Origin of the sequence: Pseudonocardia sp. TRM90224 (genome assembly GCF_021245725.1) — a bacterium.
Lineage (GTDB): Bacteria > Actinomycetota > Actinomycetes > Mycobacteriales > Pseudonocardiaceae > Pseudonocardia.
Window position 1 is genome coordinate 233,765 of the sequence record NZ_JAJGSX010000008.1, and the last position, 17,098, is coordinate 250,862.

The 17,098-nt window shown below is 72.1% G+C and carries 14 protein-coding genes; 7 read left to right on the forward strand and 7 right to left on the reverse strand.

From position 1 onward, the window contains the following. Positions 1-4 precede the first annotated feature (4 nt). On the reverse strand, positions 5-1,360 hold the full coding sequence (locus tag LL648_RS15780) for an aminotransferase-like domain-containing protein (protein ID WP_232663298.1): 1,356 nt from the start codon (positions 1,358-1,360) through the stop codon (positions 5-7). Positions 1,361-1,410: 50 nt separating this feature from the next. Here LL648_RS15780 and LL648_RS15785 point away from each other — a divergent pair, with 50 nt between their 5' ends. The 5 genes from LL648_RS15785 to LL648_RS15805 all read left to right on the forward strand — a co-directional run bounded on the left by LL648_RS15785 (position 1,411) and on the right by LL648_RS15805 (position 8,572). After that, a complete protein-coding gene (locus LL648_RS15785) occupies positions 1,411-2,901 on the forward strand; it encodes a CoA-acylating methylmalonate-semialdehyde dehydrogenase (protein WP_232663299.1) in 1,491 nt (496 codons plus the stop codon). Next, positions 2,901-4,271 carry an aspartate aminotransferase family protein gene (locus LL648_RS15790; protein ID WP_232663300.1) on the forward strand — a complete coding sequence of 457 codons (1,371 nt, stop codon included), beginning with the start codon at positions 2,901-2,903 and terminating at the stop codon, positions 4,269-4,271. The genes LL648_RS15785 and LL648_RS15790 overlap by 1 nt, the downstream gene beginning before the upstream one ends. Before the next feature lie 10 nt (positions 4,272-4,281). Continuing rightward, on the forward strand, positions 4,282-5,589 hold the full coding sequence (locus LL648_RS15795) for an MFS transporter (RefSeq protein ID WP_232663301.1): 1,308 nt from the start codon (positions 4,282-4,284) through the stop codon (positions 5,587-5,589). Positions 5,590-5,705: 116 nt separating this feature from the next. Next, the gene (locus tag LL648_RS15800) at positions 5,706-7,007 is read left to right on the forward strand and encodes an MFS transporter (RefSeq protein ID WP_308190333.1); all 1,302 of its coding nucleotides are present in this window, start codon (positions 5,706-5,708) and stop codon (positions 7,005-7,007) included. After that, the gene (locus LL648_RS15805) at positions 7,004-8,572 is read left to right on the forward strand and encodes an amidohydrolase (RefSeq protein ID WP_232663303.1); all 1,569 of its coding nucleotides are present in this window, start codon (positions 7,004-7,006) and stop codon (positions 8,570-8,572) included. The genes LL648_RS15800 and LL648_RS15805 overlap by 4 nt, the downstream gene beginning before the upstream one ends. Before the next feature lie 147 nt (positions 8,573-8,719). On the opposite strand, the gene LL648_RS15810 is transcribed toward LL648_RS15805, so the two are convergent. Beyond that, positions 8,720-9,859: a dipeptidase gene (locus tag LL648_RS15810; protein WP_232663304.1), complete on the reverse strand. Its 1,140-nt coding sequence runs from the start codon at positions 9,857-9,859 to the stop codon at positions 8,720-8,722. Positions 9,860-9,904: 45 nt separating this feature from the next. On the opposite strand from LL648_RS15810, the gene LL648_RS15815 reads away from it, so the two are divergent. Beyond that, positions 9,905-10,384 carry a DUF309 domain-containing protein gene (locus tag LL648_RS15815; RefSeq protein ID WP_232663305.1) on the forward strand — a complete coding sequence of 160 codons (480 nt, stop codon included), beginning with the start codon at positions 9,905-9,907 and terminating at the stop codon, positions 10,382-10,384. Between the two features lie 227 nt (positions 10,385-10,611). Here LL648_RS15815 and LL648_RS15820 read toward each other — a convergent pair whose 3' ends face one another. Next, positions 10,612-12,159 carry a UDP-N-acetylglucosamine 1-carboxyvinyltransferase gene (locus LL648_RS15820; RefSeq protein ID WP_232663306.1) on the reverse strand — a complete coding sequence of 516 codons (1,548 nt, stop codon included), beginning with the start codon at positions 12,157-12,159 and terminating at the stop codon, positions 10,612-10,614. Positions 12,160-12,255: 96 nt separating this feature from the next. Between LL648_RS15820 and LL648_RS15825 the strand changes: the two genes are divergently transcribed. After that, the gene (locus LL648_RS15825; RefSeq protein WP_232663307.1) at positions 12,256-13,380 is read left to right on the forward strand and encodes a GNAT family N-acetyltransferase; all 1,125 of its coding nucleotides are present in this window, start codon (positions 12,256-12,258) and stop codon (positions 13,378-13,380) included. Between the two features lie 18 nt (positions 13,381-13,398). Here the strand turns inward: LL648_RS15825 and LL648_RS15830 are convergent, their stop codons facing one another. The 4 genes from LL648_RS15830 to LL648_RS15845 form a co-directional block, all read right to left on the reverse strand. Further along, on the reverse strand, positions 13,399-14,526 hold the full coding sequence (locus LL648_RS15830; protein ID WP_232663308.1) for an ABC transporter substrate-binding protein: 1,128 nt from the start codon (positions 14,524-14,526) through the stop codon (positions 13,399-13,401). Beyond that, positions 14,523-15,284 carry an ABC transporter permease gene (locus LL648_RS15835; RefSeq protein ID WP_232663309.1) on the reverse strand — a complete coding sequence of 254 codons (762 nt, stop codon included), beginning with the start codon at positions 15,282-15,284 and terminating at the stop codon, positions 14,523-14,525. The genes LL648_RS15830 and LL648_RS15835 overlap by 4 nt, the downstream gene beginning before the upstream one ends. Before the next feature lie 68 nt (positions 15,285-15,352). Next, positions 15,353-16,147 (reverse strand): ABC transporter ATP-binding protein, encoded by a 795-nt coding sequence (locus LL648_RS15840; RefSeq protein ID WP_232663310.1) that lies wholly within the window; start codon positions 16,145-16,147, stop codon positions 15,353-15,355. Continuing rightward, entirely contained in the window at positions 16,144-17,013 is an 870-nt protein-coding gene (locus LL648_RS15845) for an ABC transporter permease subunit (protein WP_232663311.1), read from the reverse strand. Before LL648_RS15845 ends, LL648_RS15840 begins: the two co-directional genes overlap by 4 nt. Between the last annotated feature and the right edge of the window lie 85 nt (positions 17,014-17,098).

The following is a 17,098-nucleotide window of genomic DNA, read 5'->3' on the forward strand; positions in this document are numbered from 1 at the left end:
GACGTCAGCGGGCGCGCCAGCCACCGGTGCGGGCGGCGGCGGCCAGCTGGGCACCGACCTCGGCGGGCCGCTCGGCGACCAGCCCGACCGTCACCCTGATGTGGTCGGACTCCGCCGGGACCAGCGTGAACGGGCCACCGGGCGTCACCCCGACGCCCTGGCTCGCCAGCCGGACGATCGCAGCTGCCTCGTCGAGCACCGGCACCCAGATGTTGATCCCGTCGGTGCCGCCGACGACGACCCGGTGGCGGGCCAGCTCGGCGACGACGGCCGCGCGCCTGCGGGCGTACTCCGCGCGGGCCGCGGCAACCGCGGCGACCGCGGTCGGGTCGGTGAGCAGGCCGTGCAGGATCCGCTGCAGCAGCCTGCTGCTCCAGCCCTGGCCCTGCTGCCTTCGCGCGACGATCGGCCCGATGACGTCGGGCGGGCCGCTCATCGCGGCGAGGCGCAGGTCGGGGCCGTGCGACTTGGAGAAGCTGCGGATGTGCGCGGTCTGCTCCGGCAGCGCCCGCGCGAGGCTGACCGGCGGCGACACCGCCGTCGACCCGGCCGAGTCGTCCTCGACGACGAGCGTCCCGGTGCCGGCGAGCAGCCCGGCCAGCACCTCGGCCCGCTCGGGCGTCGTGGAGATCCCGGTCGGGTTCTGCGCGCGCGGCTGCAGGACGACGGCGGCGAGCGGCGCCCGCAGCGCCTCGCGCAGCGCGTCCGGTTCGACGCCGTCGGCGTCCATCGGCAGCGGGACGAGCTGCGCGCCGACCGCCTCCAGCAGATCGACCAGTGGCGGGAAGCACGGGTTCTCGACCGCCACCCGGTCGCCGAACCGCAGCACCGTGCGCGCGACGAGGTCGAGCGCGTCCATCGCGCCGTCGACCACAACGAGTTCACCGACCGGGTGGGGCCAGTCCGCGCGCAGCACCTCCTGCAGCTCGGGGAGCACGGGCTCGTCCAGGTAGTTGCCAGGGATGCCGGCGGTGAGCGGCCCGGCCAGCACGCCGTCGAGGCGCGGGAGCAGCGCCGGGTCTGGCACGCCGGTGGAGAGGTCGAGCGCGAACTCCGTCTTGTGCGTCCCTTCCAGCGCCCGGCGGTAGCGCCCGGCCGGCGCGGCCGCGGTGTCGGCGACGGTGGTGCCGCGCCGCCCGTCGGTGCGGATCGTCCCGGACCGGGCGAGCAGCGCCCACCCGGCGCTCACGGTCGTCGGCGAGAGGTGCAGCTGCGCGGCGACCTGCCGGATGGGCGGCAGCTTCGCGCCGGGCACGAGCCGGCCGTCGCGGATCGCGCCGCCGACGGCGTTGGCGAGCCCGCGCGCGGTCGGTTGCTCCAGCCGCTCCTCGATCGCCGAAAGATCACCGAACTTTGCCACAGCACAATCAAAGCATTGTTCCGCCTCGAAGTGGCACTTACCGTCTCGGTATGACGAGGCGCATCCCGCACTGGATTGACGGCCGCGAGACGCCCGGTACCTCCGGCCGCTTCTCCCCCGTGTTCAACCCGGCGACCGGCGAGCAGACCGCGGAGGTCGCGCTCGCGAGCACCGACGAGGTCGGCGCGGCCGTCGCGAAGGCGAAGGTCGCGGCGCGGGAGTGGCGCCACTCGTCGCTCTCCAAGCGCAGCGCCGTGCTGTTCCGCTTCCGCGAGCTGCTGCACGACCGCTCCGACGAGCTCGCGGCGATCATCACCGCCGAGCACGGCAAGGTGCTATCGGATGCCGGCGGCGAGATCGCCCGCGGGCTGGAGAACGTGGAGTTCGCCACCGGCGCCCCGCAGCTGCTCAAGGGCGGCTTCTCCGAGCAGGCCGCGACCGGCGTCGACGTCTACAACATCCGCCAGCCGCTCGGGGTGGTCGCCGGCATCACGCCGTTCAACTTCCCGGCGATGGTGCCGCTGTGGATGTGCGCGACGGCGATCGCCTGCGGCAACGCGTTCGTGCTCAAGCCGAGCGAGAAGGATCCGTCGGCGTCGCTGTTCCTCGCCGAGCTGTGGAAGGAAGCGGGCCTGCCCGACGGCGTGTTCACCGTGCTGCAGGGCGACAAGGAGGCCGTCGACGCGCTGCTCACGCACCCGGACGTCGCCGCGGTCAGCTTCGTCGGCTCCACGCCGATCGCCCGCTACATCTATGAGACCGGCACCGCCAACGGCAAGCGCGTGCAGGCGCTCGGCGGGGCGAAGAACCACGCGCTCGTGCTGCCCGACGCCGACGTCGAGATGGCCGCCGACGCGGTCGTCTCCGCCGCGTACGGGGCCGCCGGCGAGCGGTGCATGGCGCTCTCGGTGACCGTCGCCGTCGGCGACGTCGCCCAGCCGCTCGTCGACGCCATCGCGGCCCGCCTGCCGAAGCTCGTGATCGGCGACGGCACGACACCTGGCACCGACATGGGCCCGCTGATCACCCGCGAGCACCGCGACAAGGTCGCCGGCTACATCGGCGCCGGTGAGCAGGCCGGCGCGACGCTCGTCGTGGACGGGCGCGAGGCCGACGTCCCGGCCGACGGGTTCTTCCTCGGCACCACGCTGATCGACAACGTCACGCCCGAGATGACGGTGTACACCGACGAGATCTTCGGCCCGGTGCTCTCCGTGGTGCGCGTCGACACGTACGAGGAGGGCCTGGAGCTGATCAACGCGAACCCGTTCGCGAACGGCACCGCGATCTTCACGCGCGACGGCGGCGCGGCCCGGCAGTTCCAGTTCGACGTCGAGGTCGGCATGGTCGGCATCAACGTGCCGATCCCGGTGCCGGTCGCCTACTACTCGTTCGGCGGGTGGAAGGCCTCCCTCTTCGGCGACACGCACATGTACGGACCGGAGGGCATCTCCTTCTACACGCGCGGCAAGGTCGTGACCTCGCGCTGGCCCGACCCGGCGACGTCGAGCGTCGACCTGGGCTTCCCGCGGACCCGTTGATGACCGCCCTCAGCGAACGGCTCGTGAGCGACACCCGCCGCTCCGACACCCGCCGCGACGACCGCGCCCACGTCTTCCACTCCTGGTCGGCGCAGGCGCTGATCGACCCGATGCCGATCGAGCGGGCCGCCGGCTCCTACTTCTGGGACGACACCGGCAAGCGCTACCTGGACTTCTCCTCGCAGCTGGTGAACGTCAACATCGGCTACCAGCACCCGCGGCTGGTCGCGGCCATCGAGGAGCAGGCCGCGAAGCTGTGCACGGTCGCGCCGGGGTTCGCGAACGACGCCCGCTCCGAGGCGGCCCGGATGATCGCCGAGGTCGCCCCCGGCGACCTGGACATGGTGTTCTTCACCAACGGCGGCGCCGAGGCCAACGAGAACGCCGTGCGGATGGCCCGGCTGCACACCGGACGGCACAAGGTGATGTCCGCCTACCGCAGCTACCACGGGGCGACTGCGGGCGCGATCGCACTGACCGGCGACCCGCGGCGCTGGGCGTCCGAGCCGGGCACGACGGGCGTCGTGCGCTACTGGGGGCCGTACGCCTACCGCTCGGCGTTCCACGCGGCCGATGAGCGTGAGGAGGGCGAGCGGGCGCTCGCGCACCTGCGCGACACGCTCATGGTCGAGGGCGCGCACACCGTCGCCGCGATCATCCTGGAGACGGTCGTCGGCACCAACGGCGTGCTCGTCCCGCCGGACGGGTACCTCGCGGGTGTGCGCGCGCTGTGCGACGAGTTCGGCATCGTGCTCATCGCCGACGAGGTGATGTCCGGGTTCGGTCGGTGCGGCGAGTGGTTCGCGGTCGACCACTGGGGGGTGGTGCCCGACCTGATCACGTTCGCGAAGGGCGTCAACTCCGGGTACGTGCCGCTGGGCGGCGTGGTGATCTCCCGCCGCATCGCCGACACGTTCGCCGAACGCCCCTACCCCGGCGGGCTGACGTACTCCGGGCACCCGCTCGCGTGCGCGACGGCGGTCGCGTCGATGCAGGTCTTCCGCGACGAAGGCGTGCTGGAGCACGCCCGTCGCCTCGGCGAGGACGTGATCGGGCCCGAGCTGCGCGCCCTCGCGCAACGGCACCCGTCGGTCGGTGAGGTGCGTGGGCTCGGCGTGATGTGGGCGCTGGAGCTGGTGCGCGACCGCGCCACCCGCGAGCCACTGGTGCCGTTCAACGCGTCGGGTGCGGCGGCCGAGCCGATGGCCCGATTCGGCGCCGCGTGCAAGGAGCGCGGCCTGTGGCCGTTCCTGCACTTCAACCGCACCCACGTGGTGCCGCCCTGCACGACGAGCGCCGACGAGATCCGCGAAGGTGTGGCCGTGCTCGACGCCGCGCTGGACGTCGCCGACGGCTACTACACCGGCTGAGGGAGCTCGCATGACGACGAAGGTCGCAGCTCAGGGCACAACACCGGGGCGGGTCGCGTTCGCGAGCTTCGTCGGCACGACGGTCGAGTGGTACGACTACTTCATCTTCGGCACGGCCAGCCTTCTGGTGCTGAACACGCAGTTCTTCCCGAACCTCGACCCGACGGCCGCGACGCTCGCGGCGCTGGCGACGTTCTCGGTCGCCTTCATCGCGCGCCCGCTCGGCAGCATCGTGTTCGGACACTTCGGCGACCGGGTCGGGCGCAAGACGATGCTCGTCTACTCGCTGCTGGGCATGGGGGCCGCGACCGTGCTCGTCGGGTGCGTGCCGAACTTCGCCACGATCGGCGTCGCCGCACCGGCGATCCTCGTCCTGCTGCGGTTCCTGCAGGGCTTCGCCGTCGGCGGCGAGTGGGGCGGCGCGGCGCTGATGGCGCTGGAGCACGCTCCGTCCCGGCGCAGGGCGTTCTTCGCCAGCTGGTCGCAGGCGGGTGTGCCGGCCGGGATCGTGCTGGCCAGCGGGGCGTTCTACCTGGTCCAGCTGATGCCGGACGAGCAGTTCCAGAGCTGGGGTTGGCGGCTGCCGTTCTTCGCCTCCGCCGCGCTGATCGGGATCGGCATGTACATCCGGCTGCGGATCACCGAGTCGCCGGAGTTCGAGGCCGCGCGCGCCCTTGACGCGACAGAGCCGGCCGAGACCCGCGTGCCGATCCTCGACGTGCTCCGCTCGCACCTCGGCCCGGTGTTCATCGGCGCGCTGTCGATCGCGGGCGGCAACACCGTCTTCTACCTCGCGACCGTCTACTGGCTCACCCACGGCCCCCGTGACCTCGGGTTCGACCGCGGCACCATCCTGCTCATGACGATGCTGGCGGCGGCGATCGACGTCGTCGCCATGCCGTTGATCGCGGTGCTCGCCGACCGCATCGGGCGCCGGACGCTCCTGCAGCTGGGCGCGGTGATCGGGATCGTGATCGGGGTGCCGATGTTCGCGCTGTTCCAGACCGGGACGGCGTGGGGGATCTTCCTGGCCGCCGTGCTCGCGCTGCCCATCGGGCACGCCTTCTCCAGTGCGGTGATCACCAGCTTCATCCCCGGGCTGTTCGAGACGCGGGTGCGCTACACGGGCGCCGGGTTGTCCTACCAGCTCAGCGGCATCATCGCGTCCGCGCCGGCGCCGTTCGTCGCGACGTACGTCTACGCGCAGACCGGCAGCAGCCTCGCCGTCGGCGCGTACCTCTCGGTGGTGTCGGTGATCGCACTGATCGCGATCTCGTTGGGGCCGCGGACGCCGCTCGACCGGGAGGTCGCCGGGTGACCTCGGCCCGGATGGGCCACAGTGTGCACGCGCACCCCGCGGCAGCCGGCGGGAGCGCGGACGGCACGGGCTGAGCTCGATCGGGGGGCACGGATGAGGCCAGGAACGACTCCGGGATTCGCGCCGGGCATGCCGGCGGCGCCGCCCATGCACCGACCGAATCCGGTGTTGGCGGCTTTGCCAGCTTCGCCGCGACGACCGTCGTGTGGTTCGACTTCTACCTCTACGGCACGGCCGCCGCGCTCGTGTTCGCCCAGCTGTTCTTCCCGGCGACGTCATCGTCGGCGAGCAGCTTGGCCTCGATCGCCGCGCTCTCGGTGACGCTCGTCGCCCGCCCGCTGGGCAGCATCGTCTTCGGCGTTGCCGGTGATCTCGGCGGACGCAAGCTGATGCTGGTCAGCGCGCTGTTGACCATGACACTGGCCACCGTCCTCATCGGCGCACTACCGGGGCACGGGACACTCGGCGAGACGGCCACGATCCTGCTGATCACACTGCGGTTCCTGCAGGGCTTCGCCATCGGCGGCATGTGGGCAGGGGCGGCGACGCTGGCGCTCGAGCACGCCCCACCGCGCTGGAGGGCGTTCTGCGCGAGCTGGGCGCATGCCGGCGCCCCGGCCGCGTCGGTGCTCGCGTCGCTCACCTTCCTCCCCCTGGCGACGGCCCTGCCCGATGAGGAGTTGCTGGGCTGGGGATGGCGGGTCCCCTTCCTCGCCTCCGGCGGGATGGCGCTCGTCGCGCTCGTGGTGCTGCTGCTGGTCAAGGAGCCGCCCACGACGGTCGTGGCGCGGCGGACCCGGCCGGCGCGGCGGAGCGCACCGATCATCGAGGTGCTCACCCGCTACTTCCCACGTGTGCTCGTCGGCACGCTCGCGGTCGCTGCCGGCGGCACGCTGCTGTTCGTGGGCAATACCTTCCTGTTCGTCTCCGGGTCGGGCGATCGCGAGGGCACGCTGGCCGCGACGATGCTGGCCAGCGGACTCACGGTGCTCACCATCCCGCTGGTGGCGCTGCTGGCCGATCTTGTCGGACACCGGTTGATGATGCAGATCGGTGCGGGCGTGACCGCGCTGGTGGCGGTGCCGATCCTCCTGCTCGCGCAGCTCGGGACACCCGTGGGAACGTTGCTCGCCGCTCTCCTCGCGCTCCCGATCGGCTACGCGTTCGCGTCGGCCGCGCTCGCGAGCTGGCTCCCCGGCCTCTTCGAGACCGGCGTCCGGGCCACCGGCGCAGGGATGACCTTCCAGCTCGGCGCCTGCATCACCTTCCCGCTGCCGTACCTGGCGACGAGCATCCTCTCGGCCACGGGGAGCGGCCTCCTCGTGGGTGCCTTGATCGCCGTCATCGCAGTGCTCTCGCTGGTCGCGGTGTCGCTGCTGCCCCGGAGTCCGATGGAGATGGAGGCACGTCTCAGATGAGGATCTTCACCGGCCCGCGGGTGCTGCCGCTCGACGGCACCTCGCCGGAAGCGCTGGCCGTCGACGGGGAGTGGATCACCGCCACCGGTTCGCGCGCCGAGCTGCGCGAGCGGTTCCCCGAGGCGGAGTGGGTCGACCTGGACGGCGCGCTGCTCGTCCCCGGGTTCAACGACGCGCACTGCCACACGTCGCAGGCGGCGCTCGCACGAGTCCGGGTCGACGTCGCCGGCGCCGGATCGCGGGAGGACGTGCGCGCGGCGCTGGCCGAGCGGGCAGCCGCCACGCCGGCCGGTGAGTGGGTGGTCGGGCAGGGCATCAACGAGGCGAAGGTGCCCGGCGTCGACCGCGACCTGCTCGACGCGGCGTCGCGCGAGCACCCGATCGTCGTCGTCCAGTACACGTTCCACCGAGCCGTCGCGAACAGCAGGGCGCTGGAGCTGCTCGGCTACCGCGACACCACCGACGCGCCGCCCGGCGGCGAGCTGCCGGCCGGGCCCGACGGGCGCCTGACGGGGTGGCTGATCGAGCGGGCCTGGCTGGACCCGTGGCTACCCGGCACGCAGCAGGCGTCCATCGCGCCGGGCGGGGAGGCGTCGGCCCAGGTAGCGGCGCTGCGAGCGGTGAACGACGAGCTGCACCAGGTGGGCATCACGTCCTACTGCGACGCGATCGTGACGCCGCTGGAGCAGCAGATGTACGCCGCCGCGCACGCCGACGGGATGCTCACACCACGAGTCAGCATGCTGCTCTGGCACACGTACTTCGACGCCGCAGCATGGCCTGCGACGCAGCCCGACCCAACCCGCCTGCAGCTGGCCGGGGTCAAGCTGATGCTCGACGGTGCGTTCTCCGGCGGCACCTGCCTGTGCCGTCACCCGTACGGCGGCGGGCAGACCGGGCTGCAGGTGCTCGGCGACGACGACTTCGTCGCGACCGTCCGGGCCGCCGACGCCGCGGGCGCCCGCGTGGCCGTGCACGCCAACGGCGACCTCGCCATCGCGAAGGTCATGGACGTCTACGAGTCGCTGCCCGCGCGGCCCGGGCGGCCAAACCACCGGATCGAGCACTGCAGCATCGTCGACGACACGCTGGTCGCGCGGATCGCAGCCGCCGGGGTGACGCCGGTGCCGTTCGGGCCGTTCATCGCGCTGTTCGGGGAGAAGGTCACCGACCTCTACGGGCCGGAGCGGATCGCCATGGCGTGCGCGCACCGCTCGTTCCTCGACGCGGGTGTGCCGGTCGGCGGCTCGTCCGACTTCCCGATCGTGCCGATCAACCCGCTGCTCGCCGTGCAGAGCCTCGTGACGCGAACGACGGCAGCGGGGCTGGTCGTCGGCGCGGGCCAGCGGCTCGACATCATCGACGCCCTGCGCGTCTACACGTCGGGCTCGGCGCACGCGACCGGCGAGGCCGCGATCAAGGGCACGCTGGCGGCGGGCAAGCTCGCCGACTTCACCGTCCTCGACGCGGACATCACCGACACCACCGCCGTCGACCCGGGCGACATCGCCGCCGTCGGCGTCCGCTCCACCTGGGTCGGCGGCCACCAGGTCTGGGCAGCCTGAACCTCCCCACCGTTTTGCCTACCTACATACGCAAAACGGCGTGCAGGTTGGCAAAACGGTGGGCACCTCGGCCGGACTTCCCCACCGTTTTGGGTGGATGCGCGCGCTGTGGGCGCGCAGGTGCACAAAACGGTGGGGAAGTTCGGGTCAGGTTGGGGTGTCCGAGGCGCGCAGGACGCGCAGGGCGTTGCGGCCCGCGAGCTTCGCGCAGTCGTCCTCGCTCCAGCCGCGCTCCAGCAGCGCGGTGAACAGCGCCGGGTAGCGCGAGACGTCCTCCAGGCCCACGGGAAGGGCGTCGACGCCGTCGTAGTCGCCGCCGATGCCGATGTGGTCGATCCCCGCGACCTCACGCGCGTGCTCGACGTGCGCGACGACGTCGTCGAGCGTCGCCGTCGGCCGCGGCGGGCCGTCCCAGTTCGCGAGGAACTCCGGGCGGGACGGGTGGTCGCGCGGGTCCCGGCCCGCGGCCAGCATCGCGTCCTTCAACCCCAGCTCCCACTGCGCGACCGCGGACGAGACGAACGACGGCACGAACGTCACCATGCACACCCCGCCGTTCGCGGGGAGCGACTCGAGCACGTCGTCGGGGACGTTGCGCGGGTGGTCGGTCACCGCGCGGCACGAGGAGTGCGTGAACATCACCGGTGACGTGCTGGTGGCGATCGCGTCGCGCATCGTCGTCGGGGCGACGTGCGAGAGGTCGACGAGCATCCCGATGCGGTTCATCTCGCGCACGACCTCGTGGCCGAAGTCGGTCAGCCCGCCGTGCACGGCCTCGTCGGTCGCGGAGTCGGCCCAGTCGGTGTTGTCGTTGTGCGTGAGCGTCATGTACCGGACGCCCAGCCTGCGCAGCGAGCGCAGCGTGCCGAGGGAGTTGCCGATGCAGTGCCCGCCCTCGGCGCCCAGCAGCGATGCCACCCGGCCCTGTGCGAACGCCGACTCCGCGGCGTCGGCCGTCAGCGCCAGCCCCAGGTCGTCGGGATAGCGCTCGGTCATCAGGTGCACCAGCTCGACCTGCTCGAACACCGCCGTGACCGCGCCCGCGGTGTCGAGCGAGCTGGGCACGTACACCGACCAGAACTGCGCCCCGACCTGGCCCTTCCGCAACCGGGGGATGTCGGTGTGCAGGTCGGGGGCGCCCGCGGTCAGGTCGGCACTCGCCAACGCGCTCGTCGGGTCGGGGCCTGCGAGGTTGCGCAGTGCCCACGGGAGGTCGTTGTGGCCATCGACGAGCGGGACGGCCGCGAGCACGGCCTCCGCCCTTTCCGCCGCGGTGAGGTGATCCATCCCTGCATCCTCGCCCCAATCGGCCGCCCGTGGCACCGTAGTGAGGTGGCGCAGCAGCAACGTGACCGAGATCCCGCAGGTCGAGCGCGCAACTCCCGTCCACGGGATGCGGCGGGGCGCCCGCTCCCCCGCGGCGCGGCCGGCGTCGAGCGGGTGCCCGAGGACCTCGTGCTCCCCGCCGACGAGGCGGTCACCGAGGCCCAGCGCCTGCTCGACGCTGGTCTCCCGTTCCAGGCCCACGAGGTGCTCGAAGGCGCGTGGAAGGCCGCACCCGAGGTGGAACGGGCGTGCTGGCGCGCGATGGCGCAGCTGGCCGTCGGGCTCACGCACGCCCAGCGCGGCAACGCCCGCGGCGCCGTCGCGCTGCTGGATCGTGCCGCCGACGGGCTGCGCCGCTGGGCGGGCACCTATCCGGCAGGAGTGGACGGCCTCGGGCTGGCCGCCACGGCCGACCGGCTGGCCCGCGAGTTCGAGAGCACGGGCATCGCCGCGCTCCCGGACGAGCCGGTGCACCTGCGCGGCTAGGAGCGCCCTGAACGACTGGGACCTACTGCGCGACGCCCAGGCGGCGCCCTCGCGGCGTTGCGCGAATACGTCGATACAACAGCGGTATCGCCGTATCCGCGCGCCTTGCGAGGACACCACCTGGACACCGCTCGCTACGGCCCCAGTCGTTCAGGACCCTCCTCGGCGTCGACAACGACGTAATGGCTCTTGTGAGCGCCTAACAACCAGAACGTCGTTGTCGACGGTCACAGGTCGCGGAAGGTTTCGATGCGCGCGCCTAGCTGGTTGAGCCGCTCCGCCAGCTGCTCGTACCCGCGGTTGATCACGTAGACGTTGCGCAGCACCGACGTGCCCTTCGCCGCGAGCATCGCCAGCAGCACCACCACGGCGGGGCGCAGCGCGGGTGGGCAGATCACCTCGGCGCCGGACCAGCGCGTCGGGCCCTGCACGAGCACGCGGTGCGGGTCGAGCAGCGCGACGTCGGCGCCGAGCTTCGTCAGCTCCGTGAGGTAGAGGGCGCGGTTCTCGTAGACCCAGTCGTGGATCAGCGTCGAGCCCGACGCGGTGGCCCCGATCAGCGCGAAGAACGGCAGGTTGTCGATGTTGAGGCCGGGGAACGGCATCGGGTGCACCTTGTCCCGCGGGGCCCGCAGCACGCTGGGCCGCACCGTCAGGTCGACGAGGCGGGTGCGCCCGTTGACGGCCGGGTACTCCGGGCCGCGGTCGTGGTCGAGCCCCATCTCCTCCAGCAGCGCCAGCTCGATCTCCAGGAACTCCACCGGCACCCGCTGGATCGTCACCTCGGAGTTCGTCACGATCGCCGCGGTGAGCAGGCTCATCGCCTCGATCGGATCCTCCGACGGCGCGTAGTCGACGTTGCCGTGCAGGTCGGGGACGCCGTGCACGGTCAGGGTGGTCGTGCCGATCCCGTCGATGCGCACGCCCAGCTTCTCCAGGAAGAAGCACAGGTCCTGCACCATGTAGTTCGGACTGGCGTTGCGGATCACCGTGGCGCCGTCGCAGCGGGCGGCGGCCAGCAGCGCGTTCTCGGTGACGGTGTCGCCGCGCTCGGTCAGGACGATCGGCCGTGTCGGGCGCACCGAACGGTCGACGACCGCGTGGTAGCGCCCGTCGGTCGCCTTCACCTCGAGCCCGAACGGGCGCAGCGCCGTCATGTGCGGCTCGACGGTGCGCGTGCCCAGCGCGCAGCCGCCCGCGTACGGCAGCTCGAACGTCTCCTGTGAGTGCAAGAGCGGCCCGAGGAACATGATGATGCTGCGGGTGCGGCGCGCGGCGTCGATGTCCATCGACGCGAGGTCGAGCTTGGCCGGCGTGACGATCTCCAGGTCGTTGTCGGCGTTCAGCCATCGGGCGCGCACCCCGACACTGGTGAGCACCTCGAGGATCCGGTTGACCTCCTCGATGCGCGCGACCTTGCGCAGCACCGTCGTCCCGGTGGTGAGCAGCGAGGCGCACAGCAGCGCGACTCCGGCGTTCTTGCTGGTCTTGACGCTGACGCTGCCGGAGAGGCGGCTGCCGCCGACCACCCGCAGGTGCATCGGTCCCGAGTGGCCGAGCGAGACGATCTCGGAGTCGAGCGCGGCGCCGATCCGCGTGAGCATCTCCATGCTGAGGTTCTGGTTGCCCTGCTCGATCCGGTTGATCGCGCTCTGGCTCGTCCCGACGGCGTCCGCGAGCTGGGCCTGCGTCCAGCGGTGGTGCTTGCGCGCGTCGCGGACGAGGCCGCCGATGCGGCGCAGCGACTCGGTGAGCTGTTCGGCGTTCTCAACCATGGGACGGCACGATATCTCATATGTGACGTTGAGCAATCCAGCGGGGCTCGCGGGCAATCCGCTCGACGGCCCCTCCACGAGCCGAGAACATGAGCCATGGCCAGCGTTCCCTCCCTCACCGACGGCGTCGTCACCCTGCGCGCCCACCGGCCCGACGACGTCGACGACATGTTCGTGATGGGCTCCGACGCGGAGACGATCCGGTGGACGACCGTCCCCGTGCCGTTCCACCGCGACGACGCCCTGAAGTGGGTGACCGAGATCGCCCCCGCCGCGTGGCGCGACGGCACCGCGTACATGTGGGCGGTCGAGGCCGAGTCGGGCGGACGCCCGCGATTCGCCGGCAACGTCGACGTCCGGCTGGGCCCGCCGCCGGACATCGGCTACGCGATGGCGCCGTGGGCCCGCGGGCGCGGGCCGATGACCAGGGCGGTCAAGCTCGCCACCACGTGGGCGTTCGAGCAGGGTGTGCCGATCGTGCACTGGTCGACGCACGACGGGAACCTCGCGTCATGGCGGGTGGCGCACGCGTGCGGCTTCACCTTCCACGGCTCGCGCCCGCTCTCCGAACCGCAGCGCGGTGAGCTGCGCGACAGCTGGTACGCGTCGCTGCGCCCCGGCGACCCGCAGGAGCCGCGCACGACGTGGCGGCGCCCGCCGGTGCTCAAGGGCAAACGCGTGGTGCTGCGCGAGCAGACGCTCGCCGACATCCCGCGGATCGTCGAGGCGTGCTCCGACCCGCGCACCCGCCACTGGCTCACCGCGCTCCCCTCTCCCTACACGACGACCTCGGCGCGCGACTTCGTCATCGGCTGCCGGCTCGACGAGTCGCTCGGCAAGCGCGTCTCGTGGGCCGTCGCCGACCCCGACGACGACCGGCAGCTCGCCAACATCGCCGTGTTCAACCTCGACGCCCCGTTCTCACAGGGGTCGGGTGAGGTCGGCTACTGGGCGCACCCGGACGCGCGCGGTCGTGGCGTCATCGGCGAGGCCGTCGAGCTGGTGCTCGCGCACGCCTTCACGCCCGTCGCTGAGGGCGGTCTCGGGCTGCGGCGGCTGCAGCTGGGTGCGTCGTGGGGGAACACGGCCAGCCGGCACGTCGCCGAGCGCGCCGGCTTCACCCTCACCGGCCGGACCCGTCAGGAGGGCCCGGTCGGCGCGGGTGAGCTCGACGACGGAGCCTGGTACGACCTGCTCGCCGAGGAGTGGAAGGCCCGCTGACGGACGTGATCGGGCTGCCTACTTGCCGCCTTCGGTCAGCGTCACCTGCTTCGGCTGGTAGCCGCTGCCGACGACGTCGACGTTCTGCGTCTTGAGCAGCTCCAGCGCACGCTGGACGTAGGTGTTGTCGCGGGCCTGCGCGTCGGGCTCCTTGGTGAGCACGGTCTGGCCGTCGGCGTTCACCGCGGTGCGCGCGATCTGCACGGTTCGCGTCCACGCCGCGTCGTCGATCACGCCCGCGCCGGCCGGGGCCGGCCAGATCAGCTTGTTGACCTCGTTGACCTGCCACAGCTGGTGGCTCGAACCGAGCGTCGAGCCGGCCTTGACGACGATGTCGCGGCACGACTCCGGGTTGTCGCGGCAGTACGCCCAGCCCTTGAGCGAAGCGGCGATGAACTTCGTCGTCGTCTCCTGGTAGGCGGGGTCGGAGAGGCGCTCGGTGTTGGCCCAGATCGCGTCCTGGAGCATGGCGGTGCCTTGGGCGTTCCAGTCGATGATCGTGAAGTCGGACGGCTGGTACAGCTTGCCCGTGGCCGGGTTCGGCGCCTCCAGCACCTGCGCGTACTCGTTGTAGGACATCGCCTGCGCCGCGTCGATCTCACCGGAGAGCAGCGCCTGCATGTCGAACTGCTGCTGCACGAGCGTCACGTCGCTCGCCGGCTTCAGCCCGGCCGACGTCATGCCGGCGAACAGCTCGAACTCGTTGCCGAAGCCCCAGTTGCCGACCTTCTTGCCGGCGAGGTCGGCGGCCTTGCTGATGCCCTTGTTCGCGAACGACACCTGGTAGGTGCCCGAGCGCTGGAACACCTGCGCAACATCGGTGATCCCCGCGCCCTGCTCTCGCGAGGCGAGCGCCTTCGGCACCCACGCGATGGCGTAGTCGGCCTGCCCTTGCGCCAGCACCGTCTGCGGGACGATGTCGACGCCACCCTCCTTGATCTCCACGTCGAGCCCCTGCTCGCGGTAGAAACCCTGGTCGCGCGCGGCGAAGTAGCCAGCGAACTGGCCCTGGGTGAACCACTGCAGCTGCAGCACCACCTTCTGCGACCCGCCGGCACCGGACGAGCTGTCCGTGCCGGGCGCCGTCGTGGAGCAGGCCACCGTCGCGAGTGCGACCGCCAATACGCACAGCAACCGTCGTTTCACGGGGTCCTCCGGAGGGTCCGTCGGGTCACGAGGCGCTCGGCGAGCAGCCCCGCGAAGTGGAACAGCAGCCCCAGCACGATCGAGGCGGCGACGAAGGCCCACGCACGCGCGTAGGCGGTGTTGGCGGCGGCCGAGGAGATCCGGCTGCCCAACCCGTTCTGCAAGCCGCCGAAGTACTCGGCGACGACCGCGGCGATCACGGCGGCGGGCGCGGCCAGCCGCAGGCCCGTCATGATGTGCGGGATCGCGCCGGGCAGCCGGACGAACCGGGCGTGCTGCCACGGCGTCGCCGCCAGCGCCGTCATGAGCTCGGCGTGCACGGGCTGCACCTGCCGCAGCCCGCGTGCGGTCGCGATGAACACCGGAACGATCACCACCAGCATAACGACGAGCCGGCGCGGGATCTCCGTCGTCGAACCGAACATCGTGGTGAACACCGGCGCCAGCGCGACGATCGGCACGGCGCTCGCGGCCGCGACGACGGGCGTCGTCAGGTCGCTGAGCAGCCGCGAGCTCGCCGCGAGCAGCGCGAGCACCACCCCGAGCACGAACCCCGCGACCAGCCCGACCAGCGCGTTCAGCCCGGTGGCCCACGAGGTCGAGAGCAGCACGGCGGGCTGGGCGACGATTTGCGCGCCGATCGCGCTGGGCGTCGGCAGGATGAACGCCGGCACCCCCGCCACGCGCACCACGACCTCCCACAGCGCCAGCGCCCCGACGCCGAACACCACGGGCGGCAACCACCCGAACTTGCCCACCGTTTTGCCAACCTGCACGCCCGAATCGCCGTGCAGGTTGGCAAAACGGTGGGGAACTTTGGACGTGGTCATGCTTCGTGCCCCTTGCGCAGCGCCTCGCGGACGGCGGTGATCGCGGCGAAGAACGCGCTCGACTCGCGGACGTCCTCGACGTCGTCGGGGTCGAGCTCGGCGGCCTTGCCGACGGCGGGTCGGCGGCCGGTGACGATCTCGGTGATCCGGCCGGGCCGCGGCGACATGACGACCACCCGGTCGGAGAGCACGACCGCCTCCGGGATCGAGTGGGTCACGAAGAGCACCGCCGCGCCGGTCTCGCCGGCGATGCGCAGCAGCTCGGCCTGCATCCGCTCGCGGGTCATCTCGTCCAGGGCGCCGAACGGCTCGTCCATCAGCAGCAGCCGCGGGCTCGGCGCGAGCGCACGGGCGATCGCAACGCGCTGCTGCATCCCGCCGGAGAGCTGGCTGGGCCGCGATCCGGCGAAGTCGGCGAGCCCGACCAGCTCCAGCAGCTCCGCCGCGCGGGCCTGCCGCTGCGGCTTCGCCATCCCGTGCACGTGCAGCGGCAGCTCGACGTTCTCCGCGACCGTGCGCCATTCCAGGAGCCCGGCCTGCTGGAACGCGATGCCGTACTCCTGGTCGACGCGGGCCTGCCGCGGCGGCTTCCCGCCGACCGTCACCGTGCCGGCCGACGGCTGCTCCAGGTCGGCCACCACTCGCAGCAGCGTCGACTTGCCGCAGCCCGACGGCCCGATCAGCGAGACGAACTCGCCGCCGCCGATCGTCAGCTCGATCCCGGAGAGCGCGTTGACCTCCCCGAAGTCCTTGTCGACGCCCACCAGCTCGACAGCAGAAGTGCCCTTCACCGCACGCTCCCCCGGTACCGCCGCAGTCCCACGTCGAGCAGCCCGACCACCGCCGCGACGACCAAGCCGAGCACGACCGCGCCGAGGATCGCCGCGTACGTGCGCGACGGGTCGGCCGTCGCGGACTGCGCGTACTCGATGATCAACCGGCCGATGCCGCCGCGGGTGCCGGTCGAGATCTCCGCGACGATCGCGCCGACCACGGCCGCCGCCGCTGCCAGCCGCACCGCGGGCACCACGTACGGCACCGAGGCCGGCATCCGCAGCCGCAGCAGCGTCGTCCACCAGCCGGCGGCCATCGCCCTGAACAGCTCCAGATCGGCCCGGGCCGGCGAGCCGAGCCCGCGCAGCACGCCCACCGCGATCGGGAAGAACGCCAGGTAGGACGAGATCACCATGACGCTCGCCCACGGCTGCCACGACCATCCGAAGATCGCGATCTTGCCGCCCCACCCGGCGACGAGCGGGGCGATCGCGATCAGCGGCACCGTCTGCGAGGCCACGACGTACGGCAGCGTCGCCCGCTCCACCAGCGCGAACCGCTGCATCACCAGTGCCAGCAGCGCGCCGAGCACCCCGCCGAGCGCGAGCCCGCCCACCGCGAGCACCAGCGTGAACGCCGCGCCGGCGAGCACCGCGAGCCACACGGGGCGGGCGACGGCGGCGCCGGCGACCTCCGGCTCGGCGAGGCGCGCGAGCACGGTCCACACGTGCGGCATCGCGGCGTCGTCGGTGCGGGGCAGCAACCGGATGTCACCGACGGTGACGCCGGCGGCGGGCAGCACCAGCTTGGTGATCTCCCACAGCGCGCCGAGCAGCACGAACGCGGCAACGGCCGTGACCACGGTGCGCGTTCGGTTCCTCATCGGGATGCGGGCTCCTGATCTCGGGTCGGGAACGTGAGTCTGCGAGAAGTCGATGACGCTAGCGTCACGAACGCGTTCCCAGAAG

Bases quoted from the DNA above. Each gene is read 5' to 3' on its own strand.
- LL648_RS15785 (WP_232663299.1), top strand. From the start codon at position 1,411: ATGACGAGGCGCATCCCGCACTGGATTGACGGCCGCGAGACGCCCGGT.
- LL648_RS15790 (WP_232663300.1), top strand. From the start codon at position 2,901: ATGACCGCCCTCAGCGAACGGCTCGTGAGCGACACCCGCCGCTCCGAC.
- LL648_RS15795 (WP_232663301.1), top strand. From the start codon at position 4,282: ATGACGACGAAGGTCGCAGCTCAGGGCACAACACCGGGGCGGGTCGCG.
- LL648_RS15805 (WP_232663303.1), top strand. From the start codon at position 7,004: ATGAGGATCTTCACCGGCCCGCGGGTGCTGCCGCTCGACGGCACCTCG.
- LL648_RS15810 (WP_232663304.1), bottom strand. From the start codon at position 9,859: ATGGATCACCTCACCGCGGCGGAAAGGGCGGAGGCCGTGCTCGCGGCC.
- LL648_RS15820 (WP_232663306.1), bottom strand. From the start codon at position 12,159: ATGGTTGAGAACGCCGAACAGCTCACCGAGTCGCTGCGCCGCATCGGC.
- LL648_RS15825 (WP_232663307.1), top strand. From the start codon at position 12,256: ATGGCCAGCGTTCCCTCCCTCACCGACGGCGTCGTCACCCTGCGCGCC.
- LL648_RS15845 (WP_232663311.1), bottom strand. From the start codon at position 17,013: ATGAGGAACCGAACGCGCACCGTGGTCACGGCCGTTGCCGCGTTCGTG.